Below are 16,047 nucleotides of genomic sequence, written 5' to 3'. Positions count from 1 at the left end.
GTCTTAGGCCTTCTTCTGATCGGCGTCGAAGGCGGCCTTCGCGTGCTCAGTGGCAAACGCCGCCTTGTCGTCGTCCGAGAGGGTGTCGAAGCCATCCAGCTCAGCCTTGCGAGCCTTCTTGCCGACCGGCTGGTCCTTGCCATCGAAGATGCCCCACCAGCCCGGCGAGCTTTCGCGGGCGGTGAAGGGGCCGACGGGGGCGACGAGCTCAGCCGGGGGCGGCGGCGGATCGTCGTTGGTGACGCCCTTCTTGCCCTTCTTGCCGTCCCCGATGGCGACGAACCGGCCGCCCCAGGGGTGCGGCTCGACGGGCTGGCCTTCGTCGTTGACGTCGAAGTCGGCGACATCGAGTTCGGTGCCGACCGGGATTTCCTTGCCTTCGCCATCGTAGATGCCGCCGGCGGTGATGCGAATGCGCATGGAGCGCTCCTTTCCTCGCGATGAGGGAAGGGCCCAGCCGAAGCCAGGCCCCGCCGGGTTAGACCGTGGTCGAGGCGAAGACGCCCGACTTGCCGTTGTAGTCGCCGCGAATCTCCAGCCCCATCGCGCCCATGTTCAGGAACTGGTAGTTGTCCGTCGGGTTCAGGCGCGTCATCGCCGTGGTGTTCACGGCCATGCCAATGATCGGGCGGATGTACCGAGCGTTCGGCACGAAGCCGAAGAACTGGTTGCCCGTCAGGCGCCACGTCACCTCGATCTTGTTGATGCGACGGTTGCGAGCGACGAACTCGCGGATCGTGCCTTGCTTGAAGCCTTGGGCGTTCGAATAGGAACGGTCCCAAGCGCGGGCGATGTCGGGGCTGATGTAGAGGTTGACGGACTCGGTGATCAGGTTGGCGTCCAACATCGCGCCGAAGGGTCCGACGAAGAACGCTTCGAGCTGATCCGGGGTCGCCGTGGTCAGGTCGATGTTCGCCCCGCCCGCGCCGATGTTGATCAGCTTGGTCAGCGGCGACGTGCGAATGCCGTAGCCGGTGTAGCCCTGGAACTTGATGGTGGCGTCGCCGTCGAGGGCATAGCTGGCCATGTCGCGGTTCAGCTTGTCGATCGAGCCTTCCTGATCGTCAGCCAGAGCATCGAAGTTCTCGGACTGCAGGGTGTTCCATTCCCGCCATTCGCGGCCGTAGCCGTCGGCAAAGATCGGAACGACGGTGCCGGCGTAGTTGTAGACCGTCTTGTCCATGGCGACCGGCACCTGGCCCGACAGCGAGCGGAACACCGGGTTGGCGGTGTCCGAGGCGGTGCGGGTCATGTGGACCAGCTTGCCGATGTTCACCGGCTTGGCCAGCGGCATCAGGTCGGCCATGAAGACGCTGCCGCCATCGTCGCGCAGGACGCGGGTGGTGATGGTGTCCAGCTCCAGCCAGGCGTCCCGAGGCAGGACGGCCGAGGCGTTGGTGACGCCCGACATCTCGCCGTAGAGGGCGGCGTGCTGGTCTTCGACCCGGTGGAAGTGTTCGCGCGCCACGCTCAGCTCGCCCCACCATTGCTGGTGCGGGCGGGAGTTGGCGACGAGCTGTTCGTCGAAATAGCGCATGTTCGCCCTCCTTAGGCGGCGACCACGTTCCGGCCGGCTTTGCGCGCACGCACAAGCTGGTCAGAACCGGTGTTGTTGTTGAAGGCCTCTTCGGCGACGAAGGCGACGTTCTGGCCCGTGGTGGCGAGGACGAACTTGCCGGCCGCGCTGGTGGTCAGTTCGGCGCCGCGAGCGACGTTGGTGCCGGTCGGGACGCGGATGTTGAAGAACTGCTCATCCAGCGCTTCCATGCCGATGACGGTGTCGCCGGCGGGCCAGGCGTCATCGGTGCCCTTCAGCGCCAGGTAGTTGTCCTGAGCGATGTAGAGCTTGTCGCCGCTATTGGCGCCCGCGATGGCAAAGGCCGAACCGGACTCCACCAGAGCAATGCCCGGCAGGACCGCAGCAGCGCAGATGCGCTCCTGGACCTGGGGCGTGACCTCGGTGACGGGGCCAGCGTAGATCTTGTTGAAGCGGGGCATGTGATTAGGCCTCCGTCTTCGGCGCGGCCGGTGCCTTGAAGGCGGGCGTGGCGGCGTTGGCGCCCGGCAGTTTGAAGCCGGGGGCGATCGGGGCGGCCTTGCCGGGCTCAGCCTTGGGAGCCAAGGCGCGGGCGGCGTTCAGGGTGAGTTCGCCGGCGGCGGCCTCGTCCATGATGTTGCCGGCGACGATCTTCTCGCGGAGCGTCTTCAGCTCCGCTTCTTCGGTCGCCTTGGCGTTGTTGGCCTGGGCCTCCAGCTGGTCGTTGATCGGCTTCATCGCCGTCGCGACCGCGTTTCCGATAGCCGTCGCCAGCGTCTCGGGCTTCAGGGCCTCCGTGAGGGCGTCAACCTTCGCGGAAAGCCCGTCGAATTGGACCTTGTCCATCTCGTCGTCCTTCATGTTGGTGGTGGAGGTTTCCCGCCCGGAGCCGAAGGCCTCGGTAAGTGCGGTCATGATGCGATCCATGAGAGAAGCGCGCTGCTTCTTCTCCAGAGCGCGGACGGCGCTTTCGACCGCCCATCCAAGTTCGCGCTCGGCTTCATCGCTGAAGACCGAGTTGACGACCTGGATCTCTTTGCCCGCCGAGTTGACCATCATGCCGACGCCCTGATCGGGAGTGGCGGCGCCGTCTTCGTCCAGAAGGATGGCGTCGTGGTCGAACTCGATGTCGCGAGCGGTAAACTTGTAGGGAACGTCGCCATTGGCGGCGTCCATGATGGCCAGCAGGCCCGTCGAGGTGTGGACCGGATCGCCGGCGTCGATGGCCGCCAGCACGCGCTTGCCGCCTTCGGACTGGTTGGCGCGCTCGACGTCGATCACCTTGTCCAGCAGAACGCGTCCACCCTGTTGGCGCACGTTCTCATTCCAGGCGCCGATCCAGCCTTGGTTCAGGCCTTCGGGGTCACGGGCCGACAGAAACTTGCCGTTGACCGACGGGTGACCCAGCGGGGCAGGTGTCCGCTCCAACGTCTTGAACGACTTAGCGATCTCGGCAGCGGGATAAAGGATGTCGTTCATGACGACGTCGTCGGGCAGTGTCGCCGAGGGGACGATGATCACGTCGCGGCCGTTGCGCTTCTCGCGCTTGATCGCCGCCGAGTTGGCCAGAGTGCGGATGTTGACGCGAACCTGATCACCGGCCGCGAGGCCCTTGTTGACCAGGAAGGCGCGCGTCGGCGCTGCGGGCTGATGCACGCGGGCCTCCTTCGTTGTGAGTGGATCAGGCGGCCGGAGCCGGCTCGTCTTCGGTTTCGGGCAGGTCCAGAGCGTCCTGCTCTTCGGCGGGGTCCGCTTCGTCGCGGAACCGTTCAGCGTCGCTCAGCGGCTCCATGCCCACCACTGCGCGGATGTCGTCGCCGGTGAAGACGATCTCGCCGGACGGCTGCTTGGAGTTGACGTCGGCCATCTTCACGGCCCGTTCGATCTTCTCGCCCATCGAGCTTTCGGTCAGGTCGGTCCAGCTCAGGAACCAATCCTTCTGCGGCAGCACCTTCACCCGCTCCAGGCGGTTGACGAAGGTCATGATGGCGGGGACGGCCTGATTGGTCCGGCGCCCCATGTTGACCTTGGCCCACTCTTCGCTGTCCTCGGTCGAGGCGCGCTCTCCGGTCTGGGAGCCGATCAGCACCTTCATGGGGATCGACCACGACGCCGCGAACGATTGGGCCGCCACGGCGAAGAAGTGCTCGGGCGAGGGGAGGTTGACCTGCATCGGCGTCGCCTTGATGCCGGACAGCAGCAGCGACTTGTCGAAGCCCTTGTTGAAGCCCTCGACCTGCTCGTCGATCTTGTCCACGACCTCGGCGACGGGGACGCCCATGGCCTGGGCCATGTTCTCGATCTTGGCGTCCTTGTCGATCTCCAGGCTGAGGCCTGACTTGGCGTTCTTCCAGAAGCCCTCGCCGCCGCCGCCCCGGATCTTCTCCATGTCGAGCAGGGCGTTATAGCCGGGCTCTAAGGCGGAACGTCCGTTCAGGGTGCCGTCGCGCGACCAGACAATCACCCGATCGGGGTGGATTTCGAAGGTGCGCGGCTGCTTCTGCTGGCCAACGGCCGACTCCGCGAAGCTGAACATCGTGGGCTGTCCGTAGCCCTCCGACTTCTCGTCGGTGTCCCAGGTGCTGACGGTCAGCTGGCCTTCCCAAGCGGGAATGACCTCGACCAGCCCCATGAGGCCGCCCGAGACCGTGTCGACGGGCTCCCTGAACGGCTTGCTGTCGGCGAAGCGGAGGATCAGGCCGGAGTAGCAGCCGACCAGGCTGCGACGATCGCACTCGGCGAGGTGTTGCCAGATACGCAGATCGGCGAAGCGCTGACGGATGTCGGCCTCAAGGCCGGTCTCGCCCTGGTCACCACCTTCAGTGCCGTCGCGCTGGAACTCCTGAAGATAGGGATGATCTTCCCAGGTCTTGCCGACAGTCTTGTCCACGGCAGCGCGGGCCAGCGGGTTGCGGCAGTAGGCATCAAAGGCAAGCTCGAAGCTGACCTGATCGGGATAGCCGAAGTCGGCAGCGTGATTGTGCTTCTGGGCTCCGAAGAAGAAGCCCGGGAACATGGCCTGGATAGACCGCGTCGCGGCGTTGGCCAGAAGGTGACGCGCGCTCATCCGCGGTGCCGGCTCTTCAGGAACATGGCGACGGTCGAAGGCTCTTCCAGCGAGAGCGTGTTGAAGGCGCGCGCGGTGCTGTCCGCGTCGTCATCGTGCGCGGCGTCAGGGAAGGATTCGAGTTGCATGAACCATTCCTCATTCCAGGGGCCGCGCAGCACATCGACGTTCCCGGCCTCGCACTGAGCGGAGAAGGGACCGAACCGGGTTTCCTTATCGCCAGTCTCTGGCGTGGCCCTTGCCGTGTAGGCGGAGAGCATCTTGATCAGAGTGGCGACCTGGGCCTTGCCTGCCTGGCCCGGATCCTGAGGAAGGCTGACCTGAACCTCTGCGCCGTCCTGTGACGCCGTGTTCGCGATTAGCGCCTCGACTTTGTGGGGCGTGTCGCGGTCCCTGACGTGGTGCAGAACGATGTAGCGACCGGTCGAGCGGGACTTGCCGATCTTCGTTCCGGCAGTCCAATCGGGGTCGTTGCCTTCGGTTTTGGGCGTTCCCGCCAAATCCCAACCGCGGACAATGCGAAGATCGGAGGGCGCCGCATCCACCACGGACACCCATGATCGCTTGAACAGCAGCCCGGCTGCCGCCCGAATCTTCCAGTTGCCGCCGAGAAGCCGCTCGCGCTCGACCTTCGGCAGAGCCAGCAGGTTGGCCATGTAGCCGGGGTCAGCAGCCATCAGAGCCGCGTTGTCGGTCAGCTTGGCCGGGATGAAGGTCGCAGACTTGGGCGGGATGCCCGGATGCTTCGCTTCCAGTTCAGCGGGGTCGTCAGCCCAGACCAGAGCGTCGTTGATGCGGACAAACCAGCGGACGACGCCGGCACGGTCGGGGATCGGAAGGCCCGTCTCTTGGTCGATCCACCAGGCGATGAACTCGGCGACCCAGCTATCGGCGTCGGGGTTGCACGTCGCGCGGATATAGGGCCGCACTCCGCACATCGAGCGGTTCCGGCTGACCATGTACCAGAACTGCTTCTGGCTGAAGTGCGTCAGCTCATCGAAGCAGATCAGCGGGATCTGCGAGCCCTGCCAGTTCAGGACTGTCTTGTCGTGCTCAAGGTGAGCGAAGCTGACCGTGGCCCCGGCCGGGAACTCCCAGCTTAGAACGTGCTCGCGGGGCGTCGCGCCGATGATCGGGTAAAGCTTTTCGCTCTCGTCCCACAGACCGCCTTCGTTGCGGACCTGGACGGTTGAGCGGCGGAAGAACACGGCGCCAAAGCCGGGATTGGCGATGTGCCGAAGCGGCTCCATCAGCAGCGCCCAGGTCTTACCCCCGCCGGCTGCGCCCCCATAAATCGCGATGTCGGCCGAACTGCCGAGGAATGTCTCTTGCGGTCCCGGCTGCGGCCGAATGACCGTGGGCTCAGCCCCGTCCATTATCCGGCAGTTGGTACAGCACGACCGCGGGCGCTGCGGCGGGGAGAGGCGCGCCGTTCTTGCCGGTCAGCTCGCGCCGGTTCGTGTAGCTGTCGCCCGCTTCCTTCGCGGCCTGTTCGAACAACTGCGCCGCCAGGGCGATGTTGCCCATGGCCTCGGCGCGTTCGGCCATGCGCTGGAGGGCGCGCAATCGGACGGCGCGGTGAGAGATTGCGATCTTGCTGGTGTCTTCCAGGAAGGCCTTGCGGGTCTCCTCGTGAAGCGTCACCCACTTCTCCGCGAGGCGGTTGCTGGCCTTCTTGCCGGGGTCGTAGGTCTCGACCAGCTGGCGACTGATGGTCACGCCGAACTCGGCCTTGACCGCGTCGGCGACCGTCTTGGGGCTATCGAAGCAGGCTAAGGCCTGAACGATATAGGTCTGAACCTCGGGGGCTAGGCGTTCCTTGGCCATGTCGGTGTCAAGGCTCCGTCTAGGTCAGGCCGCCTTCGCCATGCAGGTGCCGCACGCCTGTGCGATCGATGCCCTGGCTATCAGCGGCTGATGGGACGCGGCCTCGACAAGGTCTCTGACCCCGGAAGCATCTGCGCCATATCTGCGGACCACGCCGACAAACTCCTCGACGTCGTGTCCTCGTATAGTGAAGGCGGGAAGACCGGACTGTCTGAACTTCGGCGCTCCGAACGCGTCCCGCTCCTGACCGCAGTGGTAAAGCTCGTGCTCGACCAGGGCCATGAACTCGGCATCGGTGACCCGGGCGACGTAGTCGGAGCTGAAGGTCAAGATAAAGTCCGGGATCTCGCCGAACCATTCGGTGATCTGCTGCTCTGCTCGGGCCTTGGCCCATCGTCCCATCGCGCGGGGCGATCCATCTTCAGCCTGTCCGACGACGCTTCGGCCCTGCCGGCTGTTCGGAACCGACGACCAGAGCACGCCCAGGCTCGCGAACCTGAGATGCTTGTGATCCTCGTTCTGCAGCGCGCCGCCATCCTCGATGAAGGTCTCGCGCAGCCAGTCGTGAAGTTCTGGGGCCGGGACGAAGCTCGGGCCGCCGATGTCGGTCATCTCAATCGGGGGCATCGGCCTCATGACGCCTCCCATGATTATGCGGCGCTGGGCAAGCGTGCGTTGAGCGTGTCAGCCGTACGCTCATGCTCCGAGACAGGGCGCACACTGCGCATCCACACATATGGAACACCGCTATGACCCACGCACTCGACTTCCTGTCCCTGTTCGCCACCTACCTGATCGTCAGAGAGATGGGAGCAGGATCGATTTGGCCCAGAACGGAAAAACCCCGCGCTCGAAAGAGGCGGGGCTGATCATCTGGACGCGCGAAGCGACCTTGCCTTTGTGTACCCTGCTTCGACCGGTCGGAAAAGTCCGAAGTTATCGACCGAAGTCCGCGCCCCTGAACCAGCTCACCTTCTGTTGGTGAGGTTCCAGGGCGGGGCGGTCGTTGGCTGGCGTAACGGCCTTTGCGGTGGCGACGCCGCGCGCGTGGATCAGGTTCTCACCCAGCGCACGGATCCGGGCCGCCTGGCTTTCGTCGGCCGTCTCTCCGGTCTCCGCCTCAACCGTCATGCGCCAGTTTCGCGCGAGCGCCTTCTCTCCGGTCATCAGGGCAGTCAACAGGCGGGCATCTGTCGGGGACAGGCCCAGCAGGGTCTTCTTCACCCGGCCGGCCGCGTCGATCGCTTCCTGAGTGACGTTCTGGCCCGGCGCGCCCTCGCATGTGGCGCGGATAAAGTCGGGCCGGCGGTCGCCGCCTGACGCACCTTCAGAAAGGTGGATGTCGGTCTCGTGCCCGCGGAACGCCTCATAGGCGCGCTGAGATAGGGCGGGCCGGCCCTTGGGGAAGCCGTCGGTCGGCTTGCCGTGGCGATTGCGCAGAATGGTGAACACGTCCCGGCGCCATGCCCCGAGGATTTCCGACGTCCGCTTGTCCACGTTCACGTCCGCGCCCTGGGCTCGCAGCCGCGCGATCTCTGAGCGCCGTTCCCGGATCAGGTCGTTCGACACCTCGGGCGCCGCCGCTGTGGCTGGCTCGGGCTGACCGATCTTGCGCAGGGTGATCTTGCCCTTCTTTTTCCGGCTCATGCGGCGGCTCCGTGGTGATGGTGATCGTTGGACGGCGCGGCTTCGACGCGAACCTTGCAGTGGGCGAACCACGGTCCAAGGTCACGCTGCAGGCGGGCCTGGGCGAAGCCGTTTCGGGCGAAGAGCGTCCGGCTGCTGTCGTCCCAGCGACACGGATCAATCCAAGCCCTGGCGAAGGCCTCGCCCATCCGCTTGACCACTTCCGCCCGAAGCAGCTCCGGGCCATCAAAGACGGCAGGTGCGGCGGCAGCGGTAGGCTCGTCGAGGAAGCTGGCCCAGCGGTCGTGCTCAATCAGGCGGTGGACGCCCTTGGCATGCTGTCCTTCGAAGACCGTCGAGGCGTATGCCGCCTTCACCCCGGCCAACACCCTGGCTGGGTCGTGCCCTCGACCGACCGCGGCGAGCAACGCCACCGCAACCTCGTCCTGGCTGGATCGCTGGCGAGCGAGCTTCGGAGCTGATGCCCAGATCGCAGCCGCTTCCGGCGACAGGCTCGGCGAAGCCTTCGTTTTCGAGCGTGCGCGCCTCTTTCCCTCGTCAGAGGGAAGTAGGTTCTCTTGGGGATCATTAGCTGGTGACTGCAGTGTCACCAGGGTGGTGACAACCTGACGGGGGGCTGGTGACACATTGTCACCAGGTGTCGCCGTCGCCGCGGCTTCCTGCATGGCCAAACGATAGCCGTTGGACGTCCATCCGCCGTCCTTTCGGGTGCGGCGTTCGATCTCCAGAAGGCCGGCTTCGGCAAGGGCGGTCAGGGCGCGCTGCACGGTGCGGTCGCTGACCTGGACCTCCTTGGCGAGGTTCGGGATAGCGGGCCACGCGACACCCTCGGCGTCGGCATAGTCGGCGAGGCAGATCAGGACCGCCTTGGCGATCATGCTCGGAGCCTTCTGGGCTTTGGCCCACCCAAGTGCAGCGCCACTCATGCATCACCGTAGGGATAGCGAGCGTCATATTGGCCCTCGCGGGCGAGGTTGCCGAAACGGGTGGTGTCGTCGTCGAATGACAGGCGGACGGTGCCGATGGGGCCGTGGCGCTGCTTGCCGATGATGACCTCGGCCTGGCCTTGGACCTTGCCCATTTCATCGACCCAATCGACGTGCTCGGCGGTCCCTTCCTTCGGCTCGGCGCGACCCAGGTAATACGCCTCGCGATAGACGAACATGACTGCATCGGCGTCTTGCTCGATCGAGCCGGACTCCCGCAGGTCCGAGAGCTGGGGCCGCTTGTCCTCGCGATCCTCGACCTTCCGGGAAAGCTGCGACAGGGCCAGCACAGGGACGCCAAGATCCTTGGCCAGGGCCTTCAGGGCGCCGGTGATCTCCGAAACTTCCTGAACCCGGTTCTTCTGGCCGCTGGCGCCGGTCGTGATCAGCTGGAGATAATCGACCACGATCAGGTCGAGACCGGTCTTGCGCTTCTGGCGCCGTGCCCGAGCCGCGAGCTTGGCGATCGGAAGGCCGCCCGTGGCGTCGATGTAGAGCGGGATCTCGGCAAGACGCGCCTGGACCTCCTTTATGCGCCGGAACTGTGCGGCGTCGATTTCGCCCTTACGCAGCTTGTCCCCTGAGACTTCGGCGACGTCGGCGATGATGCGCATAGCCAACTGCTCGGCGCTCATCTCCAGAGAATAGAACAGCACGACGCCGCCGTTGACGGTGCGAAGGCCTCGCGGTGCATCAGCGTCCTGAACGGCCTCGTAGGCGTCGGCGACGCGATAAGCGATATTCGTGGCCAGAGCGGTTTTGCCCATGGAAGGCCGGCCGGCGAGGATCAGCAGGTCCGAGGGGTGAAGCCCACCCAGCTTGTGGTCCAAGTCGATCAGGTGAGTGGAGAGGCCAGAAAGAGCCCCGTCGCGGCGATAGGCGGCCTCGATCATGTCGACGGCGCCGGCCATCGCGTCACGGAACGACTGAATGCCCTTCGATTGGTCGCCGGTTTCGGCAAGGCTGAACAATGCTGCTTCGGCGCTGGCGACGTGGTCGGCGGCTGGGGAGGCCATGTCGCCAGCAGACGCCGCAATGTCCCCGCTGACGCGGATCAGCGTCCGACGGTCTGACAGGTCGCGGATGTCACGGGCATAGTCCTTGGCATTGGCGGCGGGTGGCGCCCGGTCCACCAAGTCAGCGAGGTAGCGTAGGCCACCGTATTCGCTGAACGCCGGATCAGCGGAGAGCGTGCTCGCCAGAAGGGTCGGCTCTGCCGTGCGGCCGGCCGTGATGGCGCCGCCGCAGGCTTCGAAGATGCGCTGGTGATATGGCTCAAAGAAATGCTCGGCGCGCAGGGCGTCGGGCAGCCGCTCCATGACGGCGTTGTCGTACATGATCTGACCCAGCAGGGCCTGTTCGGCCTCCAGGTTCTTGGGCAGGCCCGATGTGTCAGCGCCGGCGTCGATCACCTGCTGGCCTCCACTTCATCAGCTAGGTCGCGGATGGCCTGAACCAGCTCGGCCTTGGAGACGAAGGTGCGGGCCATCAGGACCGAAGCTCGGACGGTCAGGCGCGCGGCCTGGGGCGCGGGATCGTGGTCGGCGATGATGCGCTCGACCTTGCGGGTGATCGCGGCATACCCGGCTGCTGCATTCTTCGACAGGTCGCGGCAGGCGTTGCGGTCGGGGAAGGGAACGACGGCGTTCATGCGGCTTCGTCCCGCGGCTGGATCAGACCAAGCTGCTTGATCCGGACCTCGATGGCGCGCTCGGTACGATCCAGGGCGCCGGCGATCTGATGGACGGTCGCTCCGGCTTCCTCATACATCACCTGAAGAAGCTTCACTTCGCTCTCCGGCCAAGGGCGCGCCTTGAGCGCCTTGTTGTCGTTCGCCTCTCCCGTCTGTGAGGAAGCCGTGATCGTAGGCGTGCTGTCGGTCATCAGCGCGCGGATGTCCGCCTCGCAGCGTCCAAGGAAGCGCGCGATCATTGAGGGGGTGGCGCGGGCGCCGATAGCGTCCTGGGCCTGCCGGATTTCCGATCGCGACACGCCGCCCTTTCGGCTTGAGGCGTAAAGCCCCGCGCCGGGATGGCCGCTATTGGTGGCGCGCGTCATGGGCGCACCGCCTTGCCGTCTTTGATGACGACCGCGGCGCCTTCTTCCAACGGCTCGTCGCAGAGCAGCGGGTTCTGCTGGCCTTTGACGTAGACGCGGTGCAGCCCGTCGCGGCCTTTGTAGGCGGACTGGACGATATGGGTCTGAGGACGGCTCACGGCGGGCCTCAGAAAGGAATGTCGTCGTTCAGGTCATAGCTTTCGCGATGACCGTCTGACTGTTGGGTTTGGGTCTGCTCACCGCCCGACGAGCCGCCTTCCGAACGGCCGCCCAGCATCGTCAGTTCACCCTTGAAGCGGCTGACGACAATCTCGGTCGAATATTTCTCGACGCCCTGCTGGTCAGTCCATTTGCGGGTCTGGAGCGCGCCCTCGATGTAGACGGTCGAGCCCTTCTTCACATAGTTCTCGACCACCTTGACGATGTTGTCGTTGAAGATGACGACCCGGTGCCACTCGGTCTTTTCCTTGCGCTCGCCCGAGGACTTGTCGCGCCAGGTTTCCGAGGTGGCGATGGACAGGTTGGCGATGCGGTCGCCGTTGGGCATGGAGCGGATTTCGGGGTCGCGACCTAGGTTGCCGACCAGAATGACCTTGTTGACGCTTCCCGCCATGGTCAGACCTCGCCCAGCGCGGAGAGGTATAGGTCGGTGATGGATTCCTCTTCCTGACGCTTGGCCTTATCCTGCTTTCTGATGCGGATGACCTTGCGCAGGATCTTGACGTCGTAGCCCTCGCCCTTGGCCTCGGCGAAGACCTCCTTCATGTCGGTCATCACGGCCTGCTTGTCCTCTTCAAGGCGTTCCAGGCGCTCGATGATGGTTTGCAGGCGCGCTTGGGCCGTGGCGGTCAGCACGTCAGAGCCGGCGTCGAATGATGCGTCGTCCATGGTCAGGTTCCTTTGGGTGTCGGCAGCAGCGGCTGCTTGGGTAGGGCGGCGGCCTCGGCGGCCATCAGGGCGGCGTTCGTGCGGCGCATGGCGTTGCCGGCGTCGTGCATGCGGCGGCAGTCCTGCCGGTCGAAGGCGGCCTTCCATTCGGCGCGTGCCTGGGCATAGGCCCGGCGGGCGGTGGCCAGGCGGGCGCGGTGCGACCAATGGGTGAAGAGCGAGAGGATCATCCGAACGCTCCCGACTGGACGCGCTTCAGCAGGGCATCGACCTTGGGCCGAGCCGGCGTCTTGATGGGCTTGTCGAGGTGGTCTGTGTCGGTGGCGGCGGTTTCTAGCCAGGCGCTTAAGTCGCGGCTTTTCGGCTTTGCGAAATGGCATTCGCAGTAGACGCTGTCCGGTCTCTCCATGACCTCAACGGCGACATTGCTCTTACAAGGGCAGTCGTGCGGCTCGATGTACACCGCCTCGCACGTGTAGGTCTGGCCGACAGCAAGCGCTGAGCCATCACCCAAACGCGGATCGACTTCGGCCACGCAGATGATCGGATCACCCGGTTCGAACTCACACATCAGCCAAGCCCCTGAAGCACGTCGTTCAACTCAGCCTTCGCTTCGAGAGCGGCGGCGCGGATCGGGCGGGCGTCGGCCTCGGAGATCGGTTTGCCGTCACGCGATGCCAGCCGGATCATGCGCGAGACGTTCATCGTCGCTTCTGCGGCTTCAGCTGCCTCATCGCGCAGACAACCGACGTCGTCGTCATCAGCGGCTGCGAAGAGGCTGGCTATGGCCCGGCGCTCGTCGCCGTTCAGACTCATGTCGATGAGGCGCCCCAAGGGAATGGTCGTCTCGGGTTTGTCGGCATTCTCATAGCCGGACCAGACGCCAGGGCTGACGCCGGCGGCAGTCGCCGCTGCCTCGGTCGAGCCGTAGCGAAGTCGGATCCGTTTTGTGATGGCCTTGATGACGGGGACGCTCATGCGCGTGTTCCTGAAATGATCGGGCGACTTGTTCGGGTGACCCGCCACCGAGCGCGGCCTATCTATGCGGCTGCTGGAGGCGGAGGGCTGTCGGGTTGGTTGGTGTGATCGTTGGCGGGGACGGGGGCGGGAGGTGTCCGCTGGACGCTCGGATGGAGAAGGCCGGTCAGTTCCTTGCGGACGATGGCTCCGACGCGCGCTTCGAACTCGGCAACGGTTCGCTCCCGCCACCGCAGGTGTTCGAGGTGGTCACGGCGCATTGCCGCAATGATCCGATCCATCTCGGCTTCGGTCATGGGGTGCTCCGGCGAGGGACACGGGGGAGGGACACCCCCGCCGGAGCTTTCGCGGCGGCCTGGGAGAAGCGCCGCGAAATGGGGGCGGGGGCCATTTATGCCGCCTCCGCAGATGGGGTCGGGTCGTTCGCTGCTAGGTGGCGCTGGACCATGGCGATTTCGTCGTTGAGGTCGGCGGCCTTCAGGCGCCCGCCTGACAGCTCTTCGATCTTCAGCGCGACTGCGATGCTGGGGCGCCGCGATCCCTTTTCGATCTCGTACGCCTGGGCGCGGCTCTTCAGTCCGAGCGCAGCGGCAAAAGCCTCGTGACCGAGGCCAAGTTCAGTGCGGAGGTCAGCGATCTGCATGCGCCAGTGTTCGCATATTGCGAGCATGTTCGCAAGAGGCGTGTTCGCAATACGCATGCCGACAATCGCGCGCGGTTGTCGCAACATGCGAACATGGCGAAGCGAGACCTAGGCCCTGTCGATTATGAAGCCCTGCGCGAGGCGTCCGGCTGGTATGCGGCTGCGTGGCGCGACTTCAAGAAGATCACGCAGCAAGAGCTGGCGGACGAAGTTGGCTCGTCGCGAGGCCAGGTCAGCGACTTAGAGACCGGCGCCAAGACCCGCTACAATCGCGATTGGGTCAAGAAGTTCTCTGACGCCCTCGGCGTCCGCCCTGGGTTTCTGATCGACGTGAACCCCTTCACAATGTGGGAGGGGCAAGACCGCCTGGAGGACGCTGTGCGCCGCCTTTCAACCGACGATCGCAATGCCGTGTTGGACATGGCGACACGGCTGGTGCCAAAGACCGGCACAAATGAATGATCAGTCAAGTTTCCGGCACGCAAACTCGTTAGGGTATTCGATGGCAACTAATTTTTCGGACGTATTAGATTGGTCTCAAGTCCCTGCTGGTGAGCAGGTCTTTTCGCGGTCGGTCCAGGCTAAGGATCACGTTCGTGCATACGCTGAGACGACGCAGGTTTGGAATGGCGTCAATAATACGTTGGACGTAGGCTTTTACGCATACGAAAAACGCAGTGTCGAGTTCAGGTACAATGTGCAGCAAGCGAATCCCGTAACATTCGGACCAGCACAGACATTTAGCTCATCAGAGTTGGTGGAGTACGGCCAAGTTAAAATGCCAGTTGAAGCAGCTGTAGGACTGGTTGCGTCCATTCTTGAAATCTTGCAGGCTTATCACCCCGCTCAATACAACATCATCGCCACGCAGTTGGGCAATCAACCTCTTGGCCAGTAAACCATCCAACGCAGCTCAGGCCGCAATCGGTGCGATAGCGGCCGCCAGTGGCGCAAACAGCGCTCCGCCACCTCCGCCTGTCTCGTTTAAGTCGCCGCCCTTCCTTGCTACGTTGCCGGAGCAAACAGCAAGGAACGCCAGTTTGGAACGCGACCAGGTCGCCGACATGATTGCTGCTTCGGAAGCGAAGATTTCCGAGGGTGTGGTGCGTGCAATAAGCGATCTTCGAGTTGAGATGGCTTCTCTGAACGGCCGGATGTTGAGCAAATCTAGCTTCTATGTGACGACAGTAGGGACGGGCTTGGCCATATTGGGTGTGTTAATCGCCGTTTTGGCATTTGGCGGTGATCGTTTTAGCCAGGGTATGGAAGTCAAAGCCGCTGCGGACGCGGCGCGGGAAACGGCGGAGTCACCGCCATGGGCTGACGACGAGATCGTTCAGCCGGCAGCGCCAGAGAAATAGAAAAAAACGACGGCCCCTTAGGGAACCGCCGTGGTTTGTTCGACCTGCTGGGCGGGCCTAGTGGCTGCCCGCTCCAATCATCTCGCCGATCCAGTTCTTGATCGATGCCATTGCTCCCGGTTGAGCGAGGCATCTCTTATCGGCTTGGGCGTTGCGAAGCGCGACGATACGCTGATTGACGGCCTTGTCGGCTTCGGATCGCGCCATGGCGTTACCGATGCCGAAGTCGCCCAGGAAGCCCGCAGCTGAACGCCAGTCGAGGTTGGCGGTATCGGCCACTTGGAGCCGGATCTGCTCGGCTCGCACGATTTCCAACGCAAGGTCGCTGCAGTCCATTGCGGCAGCCTCAGCCGGCGAGAAGGTTGTGGCGATCGGGTAGCGCTTCGTCGCGCATGCCGACATCGAAAGGGCGATAGCGGTAGCCGTCGCCAAGATGGTGATCGTTTTCAAATTGTCCCCTCCCCAGGGAATGACGTCACAACCCCCGTTGCAACTACTTCTCGTCTAGCACAGCCGAGGCGCGAGTCTATGCAACATTATCCAGCCAGGGATCGCGGCCATCCGCATCGATCAGGACGGCGGCGCGTGGCACGTCACCCAGGCACGCGAGCTGCTCTGGATCTCCAAAGATGTCGGCTTCCGCGTCCACCCACTGCTGATAGACCAGGACGCCATCCGCCGATCCCGCCATCAACAGGCGGCCGCCTTCTTCTGCATCGACGGCACACGTGAACTCGTACCGCTCGGCCGGTTCGGCGCGGTCGTTCCAAAAGGGCTGGGCGAAATAGTGCAGTCGGCGCGGCACGCGAGATCCTCCAAACGTTAATGCGATTCCACACAACCGGGCCGGGGAGTCGAGTCCCGCTGTGACGGCCTGCGACCGCTTATGACGTAGTCTGAAATCGTAGTGCTCGCAAACTGCGAACTTTGTTGTTGCGTTGCTGCTCGCAATATGCGAACACTGTCTCACGCCACGGAGACAGACACATGTCGCTTCCCACCACCCGCCGCCGCCCCGGAAAGCACGAAGCCGCGCTTCGCCTGCTGCCGGAAGG

26 protein-coding genes are annotated in these 16,047 nt (G+C 64.3%); 3 read left to right on the top strand and 23 right to left on the bottom strand.

Annotated elements, in window-relative coordinates; all coding sequences use genetic code 11:
- Positions 1–3 precede the first annotated feature (3 nt).
- From RT123_RS02090 to RT123_RS01990, 21 genes are all read right to left on the bottom strand, one after another.
- Entirely contained in the window at positions 4–420 is a 417-nt protein-coding gene (locus RT123_RS02090) for a hypothetical protein (protein WP_313007456.1), read from the bottom strand.
- A 58-nt stretch (positions 421–478) separates the two neighbouring features.
- Positions 479–1,537 (bottom strand): major capsid protein, encoded by a 1,059-nt coding sequence (locus RT123_RS02085; RefSeq protein ID WP_313007453.1) that lies wholly within the window; start codon positions 1,535–1,537, stop codon positions 479–481.
- A gap of 11 nt (positions 1,538–1,548) precedes the next feature.
- Positions 1,549–1,998, bottom strand: coding sequence for a hypothetical protein (locus RT123_RS02080; RefSeq protein WP_271041011.1), 450 nt, complete (start codon positions 1,996–1,998; stop codon positions 1,549–1,551).
- A 4-nt stretch (positions 1,999–2,002) separates the two neighbouring features.
- Complete coding sequence (locus RT123_RS02075; RefSeq protein WP_313007448.1) at positions 2,003–3,193, bottom strand: hypothetical protein; 1,191 nt, start codon at positions 3,191–3,193, stop codon at positions 2,003–2,005.
- A 25-nt stretch (positions 3,194–3,218) separates the two neighbouring features.
- Positions 3,219–4,604 carry an anti-CBASS protein Acb1 family protein gene (locus RT123_RS02070; protein ID WP_313007446.1) on the bottom strand — a complete coding sequence of 462 codons (1,386 nt, stop codon included), beginning with the start codon at positions 4,602–4,604 and terminating at the stop codon, positions 3,219–3,221.
- Positions 4,601–5,980 carry a phage terminase large subunit gene (gene terL / locus RT123_RS02065; protein ID WP_313007444.1) on the bottom strand — a complete coding sequence of 460 codons (1,380 nt, stop codon included), beginning with the start codon at positions 5,978–5,980 and terminating at the stop codon, positions 4,601–4,603. Before terL ends, RT123_RS02070 begins: the two co-directional genes overlap by 4 nt.
- On the bottom strand, positions 5,967–6,431 hold the full coding sequence (locus tag RT123_RS02060) for a DUF2280 domain-containing protein (protein ID WP_313007442.1): 465 nt from the start codon (positions 6,429–6,431) through the stop codon (positions 5,967–5,969). The genes terL and RT123_RS02060 overlap by 14 nt, the downstream gene beginning before the upstream one ends.
- Before the next feature lie 24 nt (positions 6,432–6,455).
- Positions 6,456–7,043 (bottom strand): putative metallopeptidase, encoded by a 588-nt coding sequence (locus RT123_RS02055; RefSeq protein ID WP_313007440.1) that lies wholly within the window; start codon positions 7,041–7,043, stop codon positions 6,456–6,458.
- A gap of 324 nt (positions 7,044–7,367) precedes the next feature.
- Complete coding sequence (locus tag RT123_RS02050) at positions 7,368–8,078, bottom strand: hypothetical protein (RefSeq protein ID WP_313007438.1); 711 nt, start codon at positions 8,076–8,078, stop codon at positions 7,368–7,370.
- Positions 8,075–8,956, bottom strand: a complete 882-nt coding sequence (locus RT123_RS02045; RefSeq protein WP_313007436.1) for a helix-turn-helix domain-containing protein — start codon at positions 8,954–8,956, stop codon at positions 8,075–8,077. Before RT123_RS02045 ends, RT123_RS02050 begins: the two co-directional genes overlap by 4 nt.
- A 44-nt stretch (positions 8,957–9,000) precedes the next feature.
- Positions 9,001–10,476: a replicative DNA helicase gene (locus tag RT123_RS02040; RefSeq protein ID WP_313007435.1), complete on the bottom strand. Its 1,476-nt coding sequence runs from the start codon at positions 10,474–10,476 to the stop codon at positions 9,001–9,003.
- Entirely contained in the window at positions 10,473–10,715 is a 243-nt protein-coding gene (locus RT123_RS02035) for a hypothetical protein (RefSeq protein WP_313007433.1), read from the bottom strand. Before RT123_RS02035 ends, RT123_RS02040 begins: the two co-directional genes overlap by 4 nt.
- Complete coding sequence (locus RT123_RS02030; RefSeq protein ID WP_313007432.1) at positions 10,712–11,122, bottom strand: hypothetical protein; 411 nt, start codon at positions 11,120–11,122, stop codon at positions 10,712–10,714. Before RT123_RS02030 ends, RT123_RS02035 begins: the two co-directional genes overlap by 4 nt.
- On the bottom strand, positions 11,119–11,280 hold the full coding sequence (locus RT123_RS02025) for a hypothetical protein (protein WP_313007430.1): 162 nt from the start codon (positions 11,278–11,280) through the stop codon (positions 11,119–11,121). The genes RT123_RS02030 and RT123_RS02025 overlap by 4 nt, the downstream gene beginning before the upstream one ends.
- An 8-nt stretch (positions 11,281–11,288) precedes the next feature.
- On the bottom strand, positions 11,289–11,735 hold the full coding sequence (gene ssb, locus RT123_RS02020; RefSeq protein WP_313007428.1) for a single-stranded DNA-binding protein: 447 nt from the start codon (positions 11,733–11,735) through the stop codon (positions 11,289–11,291).
- 2 nt (positions 11,736–11,737) lie between these two features.
- Positions 11,738–12,010, bottom strand: coding sequence for a DUF2312 domain-containing protein (locus tag RT123_RS02015; RefSeq protein WP_313007426.1), 273 nt, complete (start codon positions 12,008–12,010; stop codon positions 11,738–11,740).
- Between the two features lie 2 nt (positions 12,011–12,012).
- On the bottom strand, positions 12,013–12,240 hold the full coding sequence (locus RT123_RS02010; RefSeq protein WP_313007424.1) for a hypothetical protein: 228 nt from the start codon (positions 12,238–12,240) through the stop codon (positions 12,013–12,015).
- Positions 12,237–12,545 (bottom strand): hypothetical protein, encoded by a 309-nt coding sequence (locus tag RT123_RS02005; protein ID WP_313007422.1) that lies wholly within the window; start codon positions 12,543–12,545, stop codon positions 12,237–12,239. Before RT123_RS02005 ends, RT123_RS02010 begins: the two co-directional genes overlap by 4 nt.
- A 35-nt stretch (positions 12,546–12,580) precedes the next feature.
- Positions 12,581–12,988: a hypothetical protein gene (locus tag RT123_RS02000; RefSeq protein WP_313007420.1), complete on the bottom strand. Its 408-nt coding sequence runs from the start codon at positions 12,986–12,988 to the stop codon at positions 12,581–12,583.
- 62 nt (positions 12,989–13,050) lie between these two features.
- The gene (locus tag RT123_RS01995; RefSeq protein WP_313007419.1) at positions 13,051–13,284 is read right to left on the bottom strand and encodes a hypothetical protein; all 234 of its coding nucleotides are present in this window, start codon (positions 13,282–13,284) and stop codon (positions 13,051–13,053) included.
- Positions 13,285–13,379: 95 nt separating this feature from the next.
- Positions 13,380–13,688 carry a helix-turn-helix transcriptional regulator gene (locus RT123_RS01990; RefSeq protein WP_313007417.1) on the bottom strand — a complete coding sequence of 103 codons (309 nt, stop codon included), beginning with the start codon at positions 13,686–13,688 and terminating at the stop codon, positions 13,380–13,382.
- Positions 13,689–13,724: 36 nt separating this feature from the next.
- Here RT123_RS01990 and RT123_RS01985 point away from each other — a divergent pair, with 36 nt between their 5' ends.
- The 3 genes from RT123_RS01985 to RT123_RS01975 all read left to right on the top strand — a co-directional run bounded on the left by RT123_RS01985 (position 13,725) and on the right by RT123_RS01975 (position 14,992).
- Complete coding sequence (locus tag RT123_RS01985; protein WP_313007415.1) at positions 13,725–14,093, top strand: helix-turn-helix transcriptional regulator; 369 nt, start codon at positions 13,725–13,727, stop codon at positions 14,091–14,093.
- Positions 14,086–14,529: a hypothetical protein gene (locus tag RT123_RS01980; protein ID WP_313007413.1), complete on the top strand. Its 444-nt coding sequence runs from the start codon at positions 14,086–14,088 to the stop codon at positions 14,527–14,529. The genes RT123_RS01985 and RT123_RS01980 overlap by 8 nt, the downstream gene beginning before the upstream one ends.
- A 142-nt stretch (positions 14,530–14,671) precedes the next feature.
- Positions 14,672–14,992, top strand: a complete 321-nt coding sequence (locus RT123_RS01975; protein ID WP_313007411.1) for a hypothetical protein — start codon at positions 14,672–14,674, stop codon at positions 14,990–14,992.
- Positions 14,993–15,049: 57 nt separating this feature from the next.
- Here the strand turns inward: RT123_RS01975 and RT123_RS01970 are convergent, their stop codons facing one another.
- Both RT123_RS01970 and RT123_RS01965 read right to left on the bottom strand, forming a co-directional pair.
- Positions 15,050–15,442 (bottom strand): hypothetical protein, encoded by a 393-nt coding sequence (locus RT123_RS01970; RefSeq protein WP_174086610.1) that lies wholly within the window; start codon positions 15,440–15,442, stop codon positions 15,050–15,052.
- 76 nt (positions 15,443–15,518) lie between these two features.
- Positions 15,519–15,797: a hypothetical protein gene (locus tag RT123_RS01965; RefSeq protein WP_313007408.1), complete on the bottom strand. Its 279-nt coding sequence runs from the start codon at positions 15,795–15,797 to the stop codon at positions 15,519–15,521.
- Positions 15,798–16,047: the final 250 nt, after the last annotated feature.

The organism is Brevundimonas vesicularis (genome assembly GCF_032067225.1).
GTDB classification, from domain to species: Bacteria; Pseudomonadota; Alphaproteobacteria; order Caulobacterales; family Caulobacteraceae; genus Brevundimonas; species Brevundimonas vesicularis_F.
The sequence above is the reverse complement of the archived record's forward strand: the minus strand, read 5'-3'. Positions and strand labels throughout refer to the sequence as shown.